Origin of the sequence: Enterococcus sp. 9D6_DIV0238, from assembly GCF_002174455.2 — a bacterium.
GTDB classification, from domain to species: Bacteria; Bacillota; Bacilli; order Lactobacillales; family Enterococcaceae; genus Enterococcus_L; species Enterococcus_L dunnyi.
The window spans coordinates 1,247,962-1,263,270 of record NZ_CP147246.1 but is presented as its reverse complement, the minus strand read 5'-3'; the positions used below and the strand labels follow the sequence as shown (position 1 = coordinate 1,263,270).

General features: G+C 38.3%; 17 protein-coding genes. 12 read left to right on the top strand and 5 right to left on the bottom strand.

All coding sequences use genetic code 11. The features are described from left to right. Positions 1-3 precede the first annotated feature (3 nt). The gene (locus A5889_RS06030) at positions 4-522 is read right to left on the bottom strand and encodes an LURP-one-related/scramblase family protein (protein WP_176372860.1); all 519 of its coding nucleotides are present in this window, start codon (positions 520-522) and stop codon (positions 4-6) included. Between the two features lie 42 nt (positions 523-564). Beyond that, positions 565-1,434 carry a Cof-type HAD-IIB family hydrolase gene (locus A5889_RS06025; protein WP_087640985.1) on the bottom strand — a complete coding sequence of 290 codons (870 nt, stop codon included), beginning with the start codon at positions 1,432-1,434 and terminating at the stop codon, positions 565-567. Between the two features lie 195 nt (positions 1,435-1,629). Here A5889_RS06025 and A5889_RS06020 point away from each other — a divergent pair, with 195 nt between their 5' ends. The 5 genes from A5889_RS06020 (at position 1,630) to A5889_RS06000 (ending at position 6,072) form a co-directional block, all read left to right on the top strand. Further along, complete coding sequence (locus A5889_RS06020) at positions 1,630-2,313, top strand: uracil-DNA glycosylase (protein ID WP_087640986.1); 684 nt, start codon at positions 1,630-1,632, stop codon at positions 2,311-2,313. A gap of 153 nt (positions 2,314-2,466) precedes the next feature. Then, entirely contained in the window at positions 2,467-3,447 is a 981-nt protein-coding gene (gene pta / locus A5889_RS06015) for a phosphate acetyltransferase (protein WP_087640987.1), read from the top strand. A 129-nt stretch (positions 3,448-3,576) separates the two neighbouring features. Then, on the top strand, positions 3,577-4,050 hold the full coding sequence (tsaE, locus tag A5889_RS06010; RefSeq protein WP_087640988.1) for a tRNA (adenosine(37)-N6)-threonylcarbamoyltransferase complex ATPase subunit type 1 TsaE: 474 nt from the start codon (positions 3,577-3,579) through the stop codon (positions 4,048-4,050). Next, entirely contained in the window at positions 4,047-4,568 is a 522-nt protein-coding gene (locus tag A5889_RS06005; protein ID WP_087640989.1) for a GNAT family N-acetyltransferase, read from the top strand. Before tsaE ends, A5889_RS06005 begins: the two co-directional genes overlap by 4 nt. Before the next feature lie 184 nt (positions 4,569-4,752). Further along, positions 4,753-6,072 carry a 6-phospho-beta-glucosidase gene (locus tag A5889_RS06000; RefSeq protein ID WP_087640990.1) on the top strand — a complete coding sequence of 440 codons (1,320 nt, stop codon included), beginning with the start codon at positions 4,753-4,755 and terminating at the stop codon, positions 6,070-6,072. Between the two features lie 23 nt (positions 6,073-6,095). Here A5889_RS06000 and A5889_RS05995 read toward each other — a convergent pair whose 3' ends face one another. Genes A5889_RS05995 through A5889_RS05985 form a run of 3 tightly spaced genes read right to left on the bottom strand, consistent with a single transcriptional unit; the run spans position 6,096 to position 7,891 of the window. Further along, entirely contained in the window at positions 6,096-6,848 is a 753-nt protein-coding gene (locus A5889_RS05995; RefSeq protein WP_087640991.1) for a MurR/RpiR family transcriptional regulator, read from the bottom strand. Positions 6,849-6,874: 26 nt separating this feature from the next. Further along, positions 6,875-7,396, bottom strand: coding sequence for a GNAT family N-acetyltransferase (locus tag A5889_RS05990; protein ID WP_087640992.1), 522 nt, complete (start codon positions 7,394-7,396; stop codon positions 6,875-6,877). An 18-nt stretch (positions 7,397-7,414) separates the two neighbouring features. Further along, positions 7,415-7,891 (bottom strand): GNAT family N-acetyltransferase, encoded by a 477-nt coding sequence (locus A5889_RS05985; protein ID WP_242585528.1) that lies wholly within the window; start codon positions 7,889-7,891, stop codon positions 7,415-7,417. A 223-nt stretch (positions 7,892-8,114) separates the two neighbouring features. Here A5889_RS05985 and A5889_RS05980 point away from each other — a divergent pair, with 223 nt between their 5' ends. From A5889_RS05980 to A5889_RS05950, 7 genes are all read left to right on the top strand, one after another. Then, the gene (locus A5889_RS05980) at positions 8,115-8,285 is read left to right on the top strand and encodes a hypothetical protein (protein WP_176372832.1); all 171 of its coding nucleotides are present in this window, start codon (positions 8,115-8,117) and stop codon (positions 8,283-8,285) included. Between the two features lie 20 nt (positions 8,286-8,305). Continuing rightward, positions 8,306-8,815: a phage major tail protein, TP901-1 family gene (locus tag A5889_RS05975; protein ID WP_087640993.1), complete on the top strand. Its 510-nt coding sequence runs from the start codon at positions 8,306-8,308 to the stop codon at positions 8,813-8,815. Positions 8,816-9,014: 199 nt separating this feature from the next. After that, entirely contained in the window at positions 9,015-9,356 is a 342-nt protein-coding gene (locus tag A5889_RS05970; RefSeq protein WP_087640994.1) for a tail assembly chaperone, read from the top strand. Positions 9,357-9,409: 53 nt separating this feature from the next. Further along, positions 9,410-9,709, top strand: a complete 300-nt coding sequence (locus A5889_RS05965) for a hypothetical protein (RefSeq protein WP_225533645.1) — start codon at positions 9,410-9,412, stop codon at positions 9,707-9,709. A 24-nt stretch (positions 9,710-9,733) separates the two neighbouring features. Beyond that, positions 9,734-11,734: a phage tail protein gene (locus tag A5889_RS05960; RefSeq protein WP_087640995.1), complete on the top strand. Its 2,001-nt coding sequence runs from the start codon at positions 9,734-9,736 to the stop codon at positions 11,732-11,734. A gap of 13 nt (positions 11,735-11,747) precedes the next feature. Next, positions 11,748-12,515, top strand: coding sequence for a distal tail protein Dit (locus A5889_RS05955; protein ID WP_087640996.1), 768 nt, complete (start codon positions 11,748-11,750; stop codon positions 12,513-12,515). Then, a complete protein-coding gene (locus A5889_RS05950) occupies positions 12,509-15,298 on the top strand; it encodes a phage tail spike protein (RefSeq protein WP_087640997.1) in 2,790 nt (929 codons plus the stop codon). The genes A5889_RS05955 and A5889_RS05950 overlap by 7 nt, the downstream gene beginning before the upstream one ends. Positions 15,299-15,309: the final 11 nt, after the last annotated feature.

The following is a 15,309-nucleotide window of genomic DNA, read 5'->3' as shown; positions in this document are numbered from 1 at the left end:
AAACTACTGACAGGTACCCAGACCCATAATTGGTTTACGCCCATTATTCTTTTTTTTATTATATAGCCAGTAATCGAGAACAGCAGCAATACAAATACAAAGAGGGGCATCGTCATCATCAACTACATTCAAGTTGAAGTAATCTCCAGTAAAAAGAGTTGCTTTACTCATTTCCATGATTTTATGATTCATTTGATAGATGGAGTAATGATGATTTTTTATATCACCTGAGACAGTCCAATGTAAGTGCTGGATGTAGTAGAAGTCAGCGTTTAAGTTTAGGATTTTTCGTAAAACACCGACTTTTTTAAAGCCTTTATACAGTTCAAAGCGTGAACCGAACATAAAAGAGGTTTGTTTGATACTTGCGACAAGCTCCCCGCTCATTGCATATAATGAAAGGGCATCGCCTCGAGTTCCCCAGCGTCCGACAAGTAGGTAAAGAGATTTACCATCTTCATCTTTGACAAGTGTTCTCGTGATATTGCTTAGTTGTTGTTCTTGTATAAAAAACTCAGACACCATCTCTCACCTCTTTTCATTGTTGTCTGACTGAGAGAAACGTTATAAGTCTTCTCTGATTGCTCTTAAAATAGCTTCGCCAACGCCATTTTCCAAGTTGGTCGATGTGACATATTTGGCGTGATCTTTCACTTCGAGTTCTGCATTTCCCATGGCAAAACTAACACCGGCCCATTGAAGCATACTGACATCATTAAAATTATCACCGATCGTCATAACTTCCTTTTCAGAGATACCGCGGTCTTTTGCTACATGAGCAACAGCAATGCCCTTTTGTGCGTTTTTATGATTGACCTCGATATTGTTTTGGGCAGAAGAGGTAACAACCAGATCAGGTAACTGTCTAATTTGAGTGCTTGTTGGTCCTAAAACGGTCGGTCCTTCCATACTGAAACCGATGATTTTTAAAATCTCTATATCCTCTTGCGCCAGCAGAGAACGAATATCTTCGATATAATTGACATCTAGTAAGGATAGATGAGCTGCTGCCATCGCAATAGCCACTTTATAGGTCAAATGAGGCATGGTCGTTGCAATATGGGCGGCAAAATTTTCGATTCTTTTTTCTTGATGTGCTGAAAAAATACCTTTATTGGTGGAAACTTCAAAATATACATTATTTGCATCTAGGATATCCATGATTTCAGCTGTCGTTCCCTTTTCGATTCCTGCTGTAAAAAGTGAGTTTCCAGCTTTATCAAAGACTTTTGCACCATTCAAAGTGATCATCGCACATTCGATCCCAGCTTCGTCCAATGCTGGTTTGGCTTCTGTATAGGCTCGGCCTGTAGCAACCATAAATTCGATCCCAAGACGTTCTGCCTCACGTATCGCTGAAGCATTGTCCTTTGAAATGCCCATTTTTGAATCTAGTAATGTTCCGTCCATGTCTGAAGCAATCAATTTAATCATAAATTTTTCTACACCTCGTTTATTTAACTTACCTATAGTTTACCATGTTTTTATGATTTCAGTGCAGAAAAAATTTTCTTGTCACATCCCATAAAATCCGCTATGCTAATCATGTAAAAGAAAGTTGGCAGAATAGACGTTTTACTTAATGAATAATTACAGCAAAAAAATAATTATATTAAAGGAGAAGTATTAATGAAAGAAATCATTCATAATAGCTGGCAAGATGTTTTAAAGGATGAATTCAGCAAAGACTATTATCTAAAGCTGCGTGAATTTTTGAAGCAAGAATACAGTCACCAAACCATTTATCCTGATATGTACCATATTTATTCAGCCCTTGAGCTGACGCCGTATGAAGAGGTCAAAGTTGTGATATTAGGTCAGGACCCGTATCATGGACCAAACCAAGCACATGGACTAAGTTTTTCAGTACAGCCTGGAGTAAGAACACCGCCATCATTGATGAATATTTACAAAGAACTTCAAGATGATCTGGGCTATCCGCCAGTCTCACATGGTTTTTTGGAAAGCTGGGCAAAACAAGGAGTTCTACTATTAAACACTGTATTGACTGTTCGAAATGGACAAGCTTATTCTCATCGTGGACAAGGGTGGGAAAACTTGACGGATGCAATCATCCAGAAGCTGAATGAGCGGGAAAAATCAATTGTCTTTATTTTATGGGGCAAGCCGGCACAGGAAAAAATCAAGATGATCGACACCAATAAACATATTATTATCAAATCGCCTCATCCAAGTCCCTTAGCAGCTCATCGTGGCTTCTTTGGTTCAAAGCCATTTTCAAAAACAAATCAAGCATTAGAACAGTTAGGAGAAACGCCAATCAACTGGCAGTTGCCTGATACAGTGTCATAAAACAGAGCTCATCTGTTATAGTGCAGATGGCTTAGTTTGTGAAAAGGATATCAGAATCAGTGTTTTTTCCACTAATACAGCAAGAAATAACTGTTATTTTCTTTAAGAATGGTGTATGATAAGTTTGTATAAATAATCATTGGAGGGTATATCGTGGAATTATTCGATAGCTTAAAATTTAAAGTCATTCGCCGCAATATCAAAATTGTTTTCCCAGAGGCAACAGATCCTCGTATTTTGGGAGCTGCCGCACGTTTGAAAGCAGAAGAATTAATGGAACCGATCTTGATCGGAAAGCAAGAAGACATTGTTGAAGCAGCACATGCTCGTGGAATCAAAACATCAAACTTCACTATTATCGATCCTGATAATTATGAAGGATGGGAAGAAATGGTTGCATCGTTTGTTGAACGTCGTAACGGTAAAGTAACAGAAGAAGATGCACGTAAGATTCTTAAAGACGTGAATTATTTCGGCACAATGCTGACTTACATGGGTCTTGCAGATGGTATGGTCAGCGGAGCGGTCCACTCAACAGGTGATACTGTTCGCCCTGCATTACAAATCATCAAAACAAAACCAGGTATCAGCCGTACAAGTGGTGCAATGATCATGGTTCGCGGACGCGATCAAGAGAAATATATCTTTGCAGATTGTGCGATCAATGTAAATCCAACAGCTCAAGAACTTGCTGAGATCGCTGTTGATAGTGCAAAAACCGCTGAATTATTCGATATCGATCCAAAAGTTGCAATGATGAGCTTCTCTACAAAAGGTTCTGCAAAAGCACCTGAGGTTGATAAAGTTGTTGAAGCGACTAAAATCGCCAAAAGTTTAGCACCAGAATTGGAAATCGATGGAGAATTACAATTTGATGCTTCTTATGTTGCTTCTGTAGCACAACTTAAAGCACCAAATTCACCAGTTGCTGGTCAAGCTACAGTCTTTGTTTTCCCAGAATTACAATCAGGAAACATCGGCTACAAAATTGCACAGCGCTTAGGTAACTTTGAAGCGATCGGACCAATCTTACAAGGATTGAACAAACCTGTTTCAGATTTATCTCGTGGTGCAAATGAAGAAGATATCTACAAGTTATCGATCATCACTGCAGCACAATCATTGATGAATTAATTATATGACTAGAGAGCTAAACAAAACGAGGGATGTTTTTGTTTAGGTCTCTAGTTTTTTTTAGGATAATTCGGTATACTACACTACATAGAAAGATAGAACAACGAGTTAGAAAAGCAGGTGAAAAAAGTGGAGATTTTAATCAATGATCCTAAAGAAACAGAAGAGATCGCTAAGCTTGTTGGTTTGAGTGCAAGAGCAGGGGATACGATCATTCTTTCTGGAGATCTCGGTGCGGGGAAAACAACGATGACCAAAGGGATCGCTTTAGGGCTAGGGATAGAGCAGATGATCAAAAGTCCTACCTATACGATCATTCGTGAATATCGTGAAGGACGATTGCCGTTATATCATATGGATGTTTACCGTATTGAGGATGGCGCGGATGATTTAGGGTTGGAGGAGTATTTTGAAGGAGACGGTTTATCTGTTGTTGAATGGGGAAAACTCTTAGGTGAATTTATGCCTGACGATTATCTGGATATCACAATTGAAAAAGATTCAGAAAATCTGGAGAAAAGAAAACTTGTGATTCAAGCGTTCGGACGACGGTCAGAACTATTTTTAGTACGAATCCAGCAAAAAATGGAGGAAAAAGAATGACAGAGGTTGAATTTACGATTCGAGAAGCAATTCCAACTGATGCTGCAGAGATTTTACGAGCTCTCAAAATTATTGGCAGCCAAACGCCTTTTTTAGTAATGGATGAAAAAGGACTGGAGATGACGATAGAAGAAATGAGTGAAAATCTAGGGAATCTCTATGATTCTCAGAATAATGTTTTGATGGTCGCATTAGCTGATAACAAAGTGATCGGAACAGCTTCAGTGAAAGCATCAGCAAAAAAACGTATGGAACACATCGGAGAAATCGGTATCAGTATCTTAAAAGATTACTGGGGCTTTGGTTTAGGCAGTTTGATGATGGAAGAGTTGATCGATTGGGCAAAAGAAAGTGATGTGATCCGAAGGCTGGAATTAACCGTACAGCACCGGAATCAACGCGCTGTTCATGTTTATGAAAAAATTGGTTTTGTTACCGAAGCCATCATGCCGCGGGGCGCTAAAACAGATGAGGGCGAATTTTTGGATGTTCATTTGATGAGTATGATGATCGATTAAGAAAGAAGAAAAAGTATTGGACAGGAGTGATCCAGCTATTCGATGCTTTTTTTGTTACGCAGCGTAACTACAATGTCACAAGTTACCTATTTGCATTCCTGTAACGACTTCCTGTATTTCTATATACGGTCTTTCATGGAAACGCTATACTGAAAGCAGATAAATTACTAAGGAGCTGAAGGTCATGTCAAAAGGAATCAAAATTGTAACGATCGGTGGAGGTTCAAGTTACACACCAGAATTAGTTGAAGGATTTATTAAACGTTACGACGAATTACCGATCCGTGAATTGTGGCTTGTAGATATCGAAGCAGGAAAAGAAAAATTAGAAATCGTTGGAGAAATGGCTAAACGAATGGTCAAAGCAGCCGGTGTCGACTGCGAAGTTCATTTAACGTTAGATCGCCGTGAAGCATTGAAAGATGCTGATTTTGTTACAACACAATTACGCGTAGGACTATTGGATGCACGTATTTTAGATGAACGAATTCCTTTAAGTCATGGCATGATCGGTCAAGAAACGAATGGTGCAGGCGGGATTTTTAAAGCGTTGAGAACCGTCCCTGTGATTTTAGATATCGTTGAAGATATGAAAGAATTATGCCCGAATGCTTGGTTGATCAACTTTACAAATCCAGCGGGAATGGTCACAGAAGCTGTTTTACGTTATGGTAATTGGGACAAAGTCGTTGGTTTATGTAATATTCCAGTCAATGCCGTTTTTGAAGAAGCAGCATTGTTAGGGGAGGAAAACCGTGATTTATTCTTCCAATTTGCTGGAATCAATCATTTACATTGGCATACGATCACAGATAAAAATGGAAAAGACCGCACAGATGAGCTGATCAAAATCATGTATGGTCAAGACGATGCAAAATCGATCGTAGCAAATATCAAGGACAATAATTTGATCTGGGAACAAGTAGAGAATCTACATATGGTTCCTTGCCCGTATCACAACTATTACTACTATACAGATAAAATGTTGGCAGAAGAATTAGAAGACTTCAAAAACAATGGGACACGTGCAGAAAAAGTGAAAGAAATCGAGCATGAATTGTTTGAATTATACAAAGATCCAAACTTAGACTACAAACCAAAACAACTTGCAGAGCGCGGTGGCGCCCGCTATAGTGATGCAGCTTGTGAAATCATCAATTCGATCCACAATGATAAACGTACAACAATGACTGTCAGCACAAGAAATAACGGAACGATCACGGATTTACCAGCTGAAAGCGCAGTTGAAGTAACATGTACGATCACAGGAAAAGGTCCTGTTCCATATAACTTTGGCAGCTTTGAACCAAGACAACGAGGATTGCTGCAAGTCATGAAATCTATGGAAGAATTAACGATCGAAGCGGCAGTAACGGGAGATTATGGAACGTTATTACAAGCATTCACGATGAATCCCTTGATCACAAGCGGAGACGTTGCCAAAGAAGTGATGGATGAATTATTAGAAGCACATAAAGCCTATTTACCAAATTTCTTTAAATAAAAAAATAAACAAGCAGCAGCCTCTTAGGTGCTCGCTTGTTTATTTTTTTGCACTTCTTTAGCCAAGTATTCTACAGTATAAAGTGCAGGGACTTGGGAGGTGATATCACTGTCACCGATTCTTTCTGTCGAAATATAGTATGGGATATTGACATCAGATAAAGAGGCAATCGTTGATTTTTCACTATTTGTGATCGAAATGATCGCACAATCATTAGAAAGAAAATGATTTAAGTAATTGATGATTGCTTCATTTTCACCACTGACAGAAAGAGCAATAACACAGACGTTTTTTGCAATGCTTTTGTTGAAAAAATTTACTGGGTGATTGATAGGGTCTTCAATATGAAAAGCCATACTAAAAATAGAAGAAAAGTACAATGCACCATATTCAGCAATGATTTTTGAAGAGCCCGTTCCAATAAATAGAACCAGATCTTTTTCAGCAAGTAATTTTACAGCAGCCTGCATTCGTTCTTGATAAAACGTTTCAGTTGATCGCTGTATAAAATTAGTGAAGGAGGTTTCATCAACGGCATGTGTCGTTATGGGTTCAGCTAAGGTTTTTCGATAAAGATTCAATTTGATTTTAAATTCGGAAAATCCATCACAACCAAATTTTCGACAAAAACGAAGAATACTGGCTGTACTGCTGTGAGTCTCTTTCGCTAGTTCTCGAATCCTCATATAGACGACCTCATCGATATGAGCAGCAACATATTTGTAAATTTCTAAATCGATTGGGCTTAAATCAGGCGTGTGATCTAAAAAGAGCACAGAATTCACCACTTTCTTTTTACAGTTTACTTCACTAAATCAATGCTATAAACATAATGTTTCACTGGCAGACCAGAATAATCTTTATAAAACTCCTGAACAATGGTCATACCATTGTTTTCAGCCACCTTTTGAGAAGCACTATTTGTATCTCGAATGATCGAACAAATTTTTTGTGCCTGCAGGATATTTTTTGCATAGTTTAAACATAAGGCACTAGCTTCACTGGCATATCCATTGTGCCAATATCGTTTGTTTAACAAATAACCAATTTCTAGTAAGTTTTTTCCTTCCACTTCTGAATAAACAATGCCGCATTGACCAACAAAGTTCTCTTCATTTTTATCAACGATCGCCCATAAACCAAATTGATTTTTTTGATAACTGGCTAAGTTCCAATTGAGCCAATCGCTCACTTTTTCATCAGTAAATGGGGCTTCATACGCATACATCGTTTCTTCATCTTGTAAAATGGCACATAAATCTTCAAGGTCATCTTCTGAAAGTTCTCTTAAATACAACCGCTCATTTTCTATTATTTTTTTCATCGTTGATTCAGCCTCCTTTTAAAGCAATCCCAAGGTCATTACATATTGCGGACCTGCTATCCCTTCGACAATCTTATCCATAGGTAAAAAACCAGATTTTTTATAAAGAGCTTGCGCTGCACTATTTTCTTTATTTACAGCAAGAACGATCTCATCAGCTGCTGGAAAGAGTTCTTGAGTAAATTTTGGTAATTGCTGCAAGACTTTTTTTGCATAGCCTTGCCCTTGATAGCGGGAGTCTGTAGAAAAAGTTCGTAGTAAAATCGCATGCTCATTTTCAGTATATAAAGAGACATCCTTCTTTTCGTCTAATACAAAAAAATTAGTTAAGCGTCCATTTTCGATTCCTACGATCGGATGAATGAAAGGATTTGTCAAAGCGATCTTTAAGGGCATTTCAGGTGTGCCTGTAAAACGAAGTTGTTCCTCAGTTAATTGGTATTGGTGGATCAATGCTGAAAATTCTTCATTATACTCGCTCAATAACATGTTCATTCTTCCCTTCCTCTTTTATTGTTAATTTCTTTTCTATTTTAACATACTCAACCCACTTTTTAACGTAAATGATCAGGGAAGGATTCAACTGTTGAAAGAAAAGTGACAGAGAACTGGGACTGTTTTAAAAGAAAATCGGAAGTTTAGACTGGTGATTTCTTTATATACTAGGTTCATCAAGTAACACAAGTCGCCCGAGACGTTAAATGAGAGGAGATGCAGGATGAAACTAGATGTTTCTTTGATGCAGCAGGATAAGGCGATAAAAAAACAATTGAAAGTTATCAAGAAGCTGCAAAAAAGGGTAAACGCAGAACAGCGTAAAAAGAATCAGCTTGCATCTCAATTAAAGCGATCGCAACACCGTATAAAAGAGCTGGAAAACCAGCAATAGTTGAAGGAGGAAATGAATAAATGACAGCATTAAGTGGAGTAGATGTAGTATGGCGTTTTCGTTTAGCCGAAGACGAAGGAAATGAACAAGCGTGGGGCTTAGCTTACAGCACAGAAAATGGGTATTCAAAATCAAAAGAAAGTGAATCAACTGTAACGAAAGACGGCAGCGTAGTCACGCCAGGAGCGACCGAAACAACGGTTTCAGCAACAACACTTTATAAAATCGGTTCAACACAAATCGACAAATTAGAAAGCGCAATGGATGAAAACAAACGTGTCCAAATTTGGCGCATCAATACAAAAGAAATCGGTACAGGTGCAAATGAAGGTAAATACAAAGCTAAATATTTTGAAGGCTTTTTCACCTCATTTGAAGAAACAGATTCCGCTGAAAACAAAGTGGAATATTCATTAGAATGGGCCATCGAAGGCGCTGGTAAAAACGGATTCGCTTCATTAGTCGTTGATACGACTGAAGGCGGCGATTATGAATTTAAAGATACAGTCAAAGTAGAAGCGGCTGAGTAACGATAGATAAGAGGATGAGACAAAAGTCGTTTAGGTTTGAACAATTGGAGTAAAAAAGGACAATACGCTTTTTGTATTGCTCGTTTTTTGCGAAATTGCTGAAAAACCTGACTTTTGGCTACCGTTTATTAAGAAGTAGAGTCCAGAACAAAACTGTTTTCTCGTTTTGTCCCGGACTCTTAAAAACAGGAGGACAATCATGGAGCTTACAATTAACGATAAATTAGTAAATTTTAAATTTGGATATGGTTTTTTAAAGGAAGTCAACCAACGTTATTCTGTTGAACGCGGCGGAATGAAATTGAAATTAGGTGTAGGGGCGATCATCTCGAATTTATTATTATCAGATGTCGACACACTTTTTGAAACGTTATTGATCGCTAATTTAACAGAAAAACCAAGAGTCCAGATCAAGGATTTAGAAGCATATGTGGAAGAACATGGTACGCAAACTTTATTTGAAGCGGTCATTGAAGAACTAAAAAAGTCCGAATATACAGCGATGATGGTGAACAAAATGCTGGAGGAAACCGAACTGTAAACTCGGAAGAAAATGATTTTGATGCAAGCTACGCTCAAGTGCAGCTCAACTGTTTGCGTTATTTGAATATCGAAGACCTCAATGAGATCGATCGATTGACGATTCCTGAATACGAGTTGCGGATCAAGGCCTATCAATTAAAAAGCTTAGATCAGCAATACAATATTCATTTACAAGCCTGGGCAACGGTCATGGCTGGGCAAACCAAAAAAGGAAGACCTGTCTATCGAACCTTTGAGAAATTCTTCAATTATCAAAAAGCAGAGGAACGAATCCTCGGAAAAGACCCTAGCTTGCCGAAAAATCAAGAAAAAGAAAAACTCCAGAATTGGATCGCAAACTTTAATTCGTAAAATTTATTAGAAAGGAGGAACTAAATGGAAAAAAAGGTTGATGTAATAGCAGTATTGTCCGCTATAGACAAAGGATTAAATGGTTCGTTAGATGACGTGTTTAGTAAATTAGAACGTGTAAATCAAAGTGTAGATAAATTGTTTTCATCACCAATGGATTCTTCTAACATAACTGCAAATTTTAACGAAGTAAAAGAATCGTTTTCTTCTTTAAATACCATGTTAGAAAGTTTTGGTATGTCAAATGTTCAGGGGATTGTAACAAACTTTGGCGCAATGGCCCAAAATCAAATAGGTAAGGCTGCAGGAGCTTTTGACTTATTTGCATCAAAATCTGAAAGTGCTACAAATAAAGTGGGTAGTGTCTTTTCAAAAGTAGGGTCTTCATTTAAAAGTATTCCAGGAAGCATTTTGCCTGCATTTGATAGTGTAGAGACGAAAGTTAGTGGATTTACGAATGACGTAGCTAGAACCGTAAGTAATTTGGCGCCCAAAACTGTTTTATCAATGTTGAGCATGGAATCAGGAGTAGCCTCTGCAATGGATAAAATTGGTTTAAAAGCAATTGATGCAGAAATTTTCTTTGAATCTATCTCTGAAGGAATGAAAAATGCCACTCAAAATGTACCATTATTAACGAAATCTTTAGGTGGAATTGGATCGGTTTTTCAAAAATCAGCTGGTGTAGGTACTACAGCATTAAGTACTATGGTTCAAGGGCTATCGTCCGTTTTTGGTGTTGCCCTTAAATTGCTTGGTCCAGCTGCAATACTTGGGGTTGCACTTGCAGGCTTTGGATTAATTAATAATCAGTTTGGGGAACAGATTCAAGGTATGCTGACTATGGTAATTGAAAAAGGTCCAGAGCTTATTACCAATTTTGTTAAAGGTATTACTGACAAGCTACCTGATTTGATTACTTCAGGAGCGCAATTAGTAGCAAGTTTAGCAGAAGCGATTTCAGTCAATTTACCAGTGATTATGCAAAGTGCTATCAATTTGATTGATGCCTTGGTTCAAGGTGTAATTGACAGCTTACCTACTTTAATTCCAGCAGCTTTGATGCTGATAGAATCATTAGCAACAAGCTTATTATCTGCAGCACCCCAACTATTATTAACGGGATTAGATTTATTGATGGCTTTAGTGGATGGTATTTTAGCGAATAAAGACCAAATCATAACAACTGTGACTAATATTATTCAGTCATTCACAGAAAATGTGACTAGTAAATTACCTGAAATTATCCAAAAAGGGGTCGAAATATTAACAAAACTTGCTGAAGGAATAGCATCTGTATTACCTAAATTGATACCAGTAGCATTAGAAGCGATTACAACACTTGTTGGTACACTTTTAGAACAATTACCGACACTGATTGACGCAGCAATTAAAATCGTAGGCGCTTTATGTAAAGGATTATGGGATAGTTTGCCGGATATTTTACTAGCAGCTGGAAAACTATTAATGACCTTTATCGGCGGAATCATTGATATTTTACCAGATGTATCAACGGCGGGATGGAAAGTGGCAAATGAAATTATCAAAGCAGTTACAGGAATAGACTTATTTGAAATAGGAAGTAATATTATTAAGGGTTTAGCTAACGGAATTGCCAAAGGAGCAAAATGGGTTTGGGAAAAGTTAGAAGCTTTTGGAAATGGAGTCAAAAACTTTTTGGCAGAAAAATTCAACATCCACTCACCTTCCCGCTGGATGCGTGATGAAATCGGAGCTATGCTCCCAGCTGGTCTTGCTATCGGAATCGAACGAAATGCTCATGTGATCGATCAGCCGATGGATGACTTAGCCTCTAAAGTGATATTACCAAGTTTAGACAGCTTAGATCAACAAGTCGACACGGTTCAACAATTATCTATTCATTCCAGCAGCACGCAAACACAGCAAAAAGAAAAGCAACCTGCAACATTCAATATCAACTTTGGCAACCAGCAGTTTAAAGCTTTTGTCTCAGATATTTCTGAAGCAATGGGACAAGATGCTGCAATCAATTTAGCATTTTAGAAGGAGGAAAGAGATGTATTATTTTGAAGACACACTAGAAAAAGGTCATAAAGATGAGTTGATCCTTCCTTCTTCTGCAATGATGTATGACGGTGTTTATATCGAAAAAATGATCGAAGGATATCGAACCTTAGCTGTTACCGGCCGAGAAATGCTATCACTGGACATCGAAACACAGAACACACAAGTTGGAAGTATCAAATTAAATCAAAAATTACCTGCTAGAACGATCAAAGTCACCTATCAATTGATGGGCAAAAATGCTCAGGATGTGCAAAAAAAATACCATCGTTTGATGCAGCTGCTTTATCGGGAAAAGGATGTCGAGCTTCGCTTTAAAGATGAGCTTGATTACCACTATTACGGTCAATATGTCACAACAGATGAGGTGCGTGGCGATACGAATAATATCATCGCAAGCTTTGAACTACTTTGTAATGATCCCAAAAAGTATTCGCTTTTGCTATCAACTGACAGCCAAATCACAACTTATTTACCATATCCAGTGACACCTGAAAAAATCACTGTGAAGATTGCTAAATTTGGCACACTGTTGATTCAAAATGAAGACAAGACAATAAAAATTACCAGCTATAACTTAAGTGCTGATGATCAGGTCGTATTTGATTTCTTAAAAGGCAAGGTATTTGTGAACGGAATCGACCAAACCTTTTTATTGGACTTAGAAAGTGATTTTGAAAATTTCAGTATTAAGGAAGGGCAAACAATCACATGTAGTAATGGTCAAATGACGATCGCTTATCGGGAGGTGCAATTATGACAAGTGTCTATTTTTTTGATGAACAGCAACACCTTCTTCGGATCGTAAATGAAAAGGAATTAGTAGAGATTGTTCAGGAAAAAGAGATCACAAACAATAAAGAAGAATTGCTCCATGATACCTTGAATGTTTCCACAATTTATGATGAGGAATTAAAAGGGGCCTCATATATGGCTGTAAAGGAAAGTAAAGACTTTTACAGCTTGTACCGCATTGTTGTCGATAGTGAAGCTGAAAATATTCTTTCATTTGTAGGTATCGCTTTTGCACCGGATGAGTTGGATTCATATGTCATAAAAAATATTTCGGTAAAAAATGTTTCTATTAAATCAACGCTTCAAAAGTTATTACAAGAGACAGAATGGCAGATCGGTCACGTAGATAGTGGACTCCCTTCAGTAACTGCAGACTTTAGTTATTTATCGATTCGTGATGCCTTGAAAGAGCTACAGACTAAAGGCTGTGAGATCCTGTTTAAATATAAGGTCGACGGTATTGGGATCACTGAAAAATGGGTAGAAGTCTATCGTGAAATCGGTATACAGAGCAATCAGCGTTTTACGTATGGTGATAAAGCACTAAGTATTGTTAAAGAGCAAGATCGCAATGAAGTCTATACAAGCTTGATCGGTCGTGGACGCGGAGAAGATGTCGGTGATGGTAAAGGCAAGCGTGCTGAATTTACAACGATCGAATGGAAGAAGTCAAACGGCGATCCATTAGATAAGCCGAAGGGACAAAACTGGTTAGAATTTCCTGAGATGACGAAGCAATACGGCATTCCTTTAAAAAATGGCGGAATGCGAAAACGAGAAAAGGTCATCACTTTTGATGAAGTTGAAGAGCCAAAAGAATTACTAAAACAAACCTATGAGGCACTTGTGAACTATTCTCGCCCGCTCACACAGTTTAAAACAGAAGTCTTAGGCGGCGATGCGATCGGGAACACAGTGACGATCCATCATCATGAACGCAACTACCATTATCAAACACGGATTTTTAAAGTCAAAATCGATCGTTTGACAGGAAAAGTGGAAGCTGGATTAGGAGATAATATCACAAAAAGTATGTCAAAAGCCGCATCAGATTTAAAAGGAAATGTTGCTTCCTTAGAAGAAAAAAAGATGACATTTTATGATTCAGAAGAAATCTCTAAATGGCAAGATGATATTATTCGCGGAGCAAAAGGCGGATCGATCAAATTGATGAACGGGATCGAGACAGGAAAGTCTGATAGTCGAGAACCGTATCAGATGGTATTTATGAATGGTGACTCATTAGAAAAAAGTAGCAATTTTTTAGTGATGAATTCAGATGGAATCGGGTTTATAAAAGATAAATTTACCAATCAACCAAAAACAGCTTGGACAATCGATGGGAAGTTTAATGCTGATTTCATTCAGGCAGGCACATTAGAAGGTGTCAACGTCCAAACAAAAAGTGATAATGCTTTTCAGATAAAACTTCAATCAAATGGAACTATAGCTTTTAGAAACCAAAAGAAAAATGAAGAAGAAGCTTGGATTGGGGCAACAGTGGATAGTAAAACCAAGGAACCTGTTGGTGTTGCGATATGTCAGATTCCTGGATATCAATTTGCTATTGGTTCGGCGATTTCTAAAGAAGAACGAGCACCAGGCCCTGTATTTGAAATACCGAAAGAATCAACTGCCGATAAGAAAATTTGGCGATTGTATGGGCAAGGAGCAATTAATGGTGACTTACACATAAAAGGAAAACTCTTCTTGAATGGGAAAGAAATCACTGGAAACGGTAATGGTAGCGGCGGCAATGGTGGAACTGGTGGAGGATATCCTCCAGAAATAACAACTCAAATAGATAAATTTGCTTGGGATTTATGGAGTTACCTAGTCTCTAATGGGTACAGCCAAGCTGCAGCAGCTGGAATTTTAGGAAATGTTCAACAAGAAACGGGCGGAACGATGGATCCTGATACAGATCAAATAGATGGGCCAGCTTATGGTTTAGTACAGTGGGATGGTTCAAGTTATCCACTGATTGGAAGTCCGACTTGGGATGGTCGTGAGTATGTTAAACGTCTTGTTGGAGCTGCTGGGATTACCAATGACTATAAATCAACATTAGCTCAAGTCAAACTGATTGATTGGTGTATGTATAATGGTCAATGGCTTGGTGTCGTCCATCCAACTGGGGTTGATGGGTTTAAAGGACTTACGGACCCGGCGACGGCAGCCTATGCTTTTGAAATGAATTTTGAACGTCCTAAAAATGCTCACCCAGAAAGACAAGGTTATGCACAAGAATGGTACAACAAATTTAAAGATTTAAAGCCGTCAACAGGAGCGGGCAAAGCAGGATTGGATCATCTAGAATCATTAGTGGGCCAATATTGGGGGAATGGACAGTGCTATGCTGTACCGGCTGAATATTCAGGCTTTTTAGGTGGTTGTGGATTAGGCGCAGAAACTCAATATGGTTTAAGTCACGTGATTGGAAACACAGCTGCGGCAGCTGATATCGGTAGTTCGTACGATTGGGCAGCAGTGGGTTGGAGAGTCATTTTTCAACCTGAATACAAAGACCTAGTTACAGGCGCAATCATCAATTGGAGGCGTGGCGGAAATATCGGAGGCTTTAATGTTGATTATACCTATGGACATACCGGCGTTATCAGAGGATTAACTGCTGGAGGTTTTCAAACCTACGAACAAAATATTGGCAAAGGTCAAATTATAGAAAGATACGAACGTACATGGGTCGGATCGAGTGAGATCAGCTCAATCGTCATCCCACCCAAATAATCGATTTTTAG

What these genes read in the sequence shown, in the direction of transcription:
- A5889_RS06025 (WP_087640985.1), bottom strand. Translation starts at nt 1,434, where the DNA reads ATGATTAAATTGATTGCTTCAGACATGGACGGAACATTACTAGATTCA.
- A5889_RS06020 (WP_087640986.1), top strand. Translation starts at nt 1,630, where the DNA reads ATGAAAGAAATCATTCATAATAGCTGGCAAGATGTTTTAAAGGATGAA.
- A5889_RS06005 (WP_087640989.1), top strand. Translation starts at nt 4,047, where the DNA reads ATGACAGAGGTTGAATTTACGATTCGAGAAGCAATTCCAACTGATGCT.
- A5889_RS06000 (WP_087640990.1), top strand. Translation starts at nt 4,753, where the DNA reads ATGTCAAAAGGAATCAAAATTGTAACGATCGGTGGAGGTTCAAGTTAC.
- A5889_RS05990 (WP_087640992.1), bottom strand. Translation starts at nt 7,396, where the DNA reads ATGAAAAAAATAATAGAAAATGAGCGGTTGTATTTAAGAGAACTTTCA.
- A5889_RS05985 (WP_242585528.1), bottom strand. Translation starts at nt 7,891, where the DNA reads ATGAACATGTTATTGAGCGAGTATAATGAAGAATTTTCAGCATTGATC.
- A5889_RS05980 (WP_176372832.1), top strand. Translation starts at nt 8,115, where the DNA reads ATGAAACTAGATGTTTCTTTGATGCAGCAGGATAAGGCGATAAAAAAA.
- A5889_RS05975 (WP_087640993.1), top strand. Translation starts at nt 8,306, where the DNA reads ATGACAGCATTAAGTGGAGTAGATGTAGTATGGCGTTTTCGTTTAGCC.
- A5889_RS05970 (WP_087640994.1), top strand. Translation starts at nt 9,015, where the DNA reads ATGGAGCTTACAATTAACGATAAATTAGTAAATTTTAAATTTGGATAT.
- A5889_RS05960 (WP_087640995.1), top strand. Translation starts at nt 9,734, where the DNA reads ATGGAAAAAAAGGTTGATGTAATAGCAGTATTGTCCGCTATAGACAAA.
- A5889_RS05955 (WP_087640996.1), top strand. Translation starts at nt 11,748, where the DNA reads ATGTATTATTTTGAAGACACACTAGAAAAAGGTCATAAAGATGAGTTG.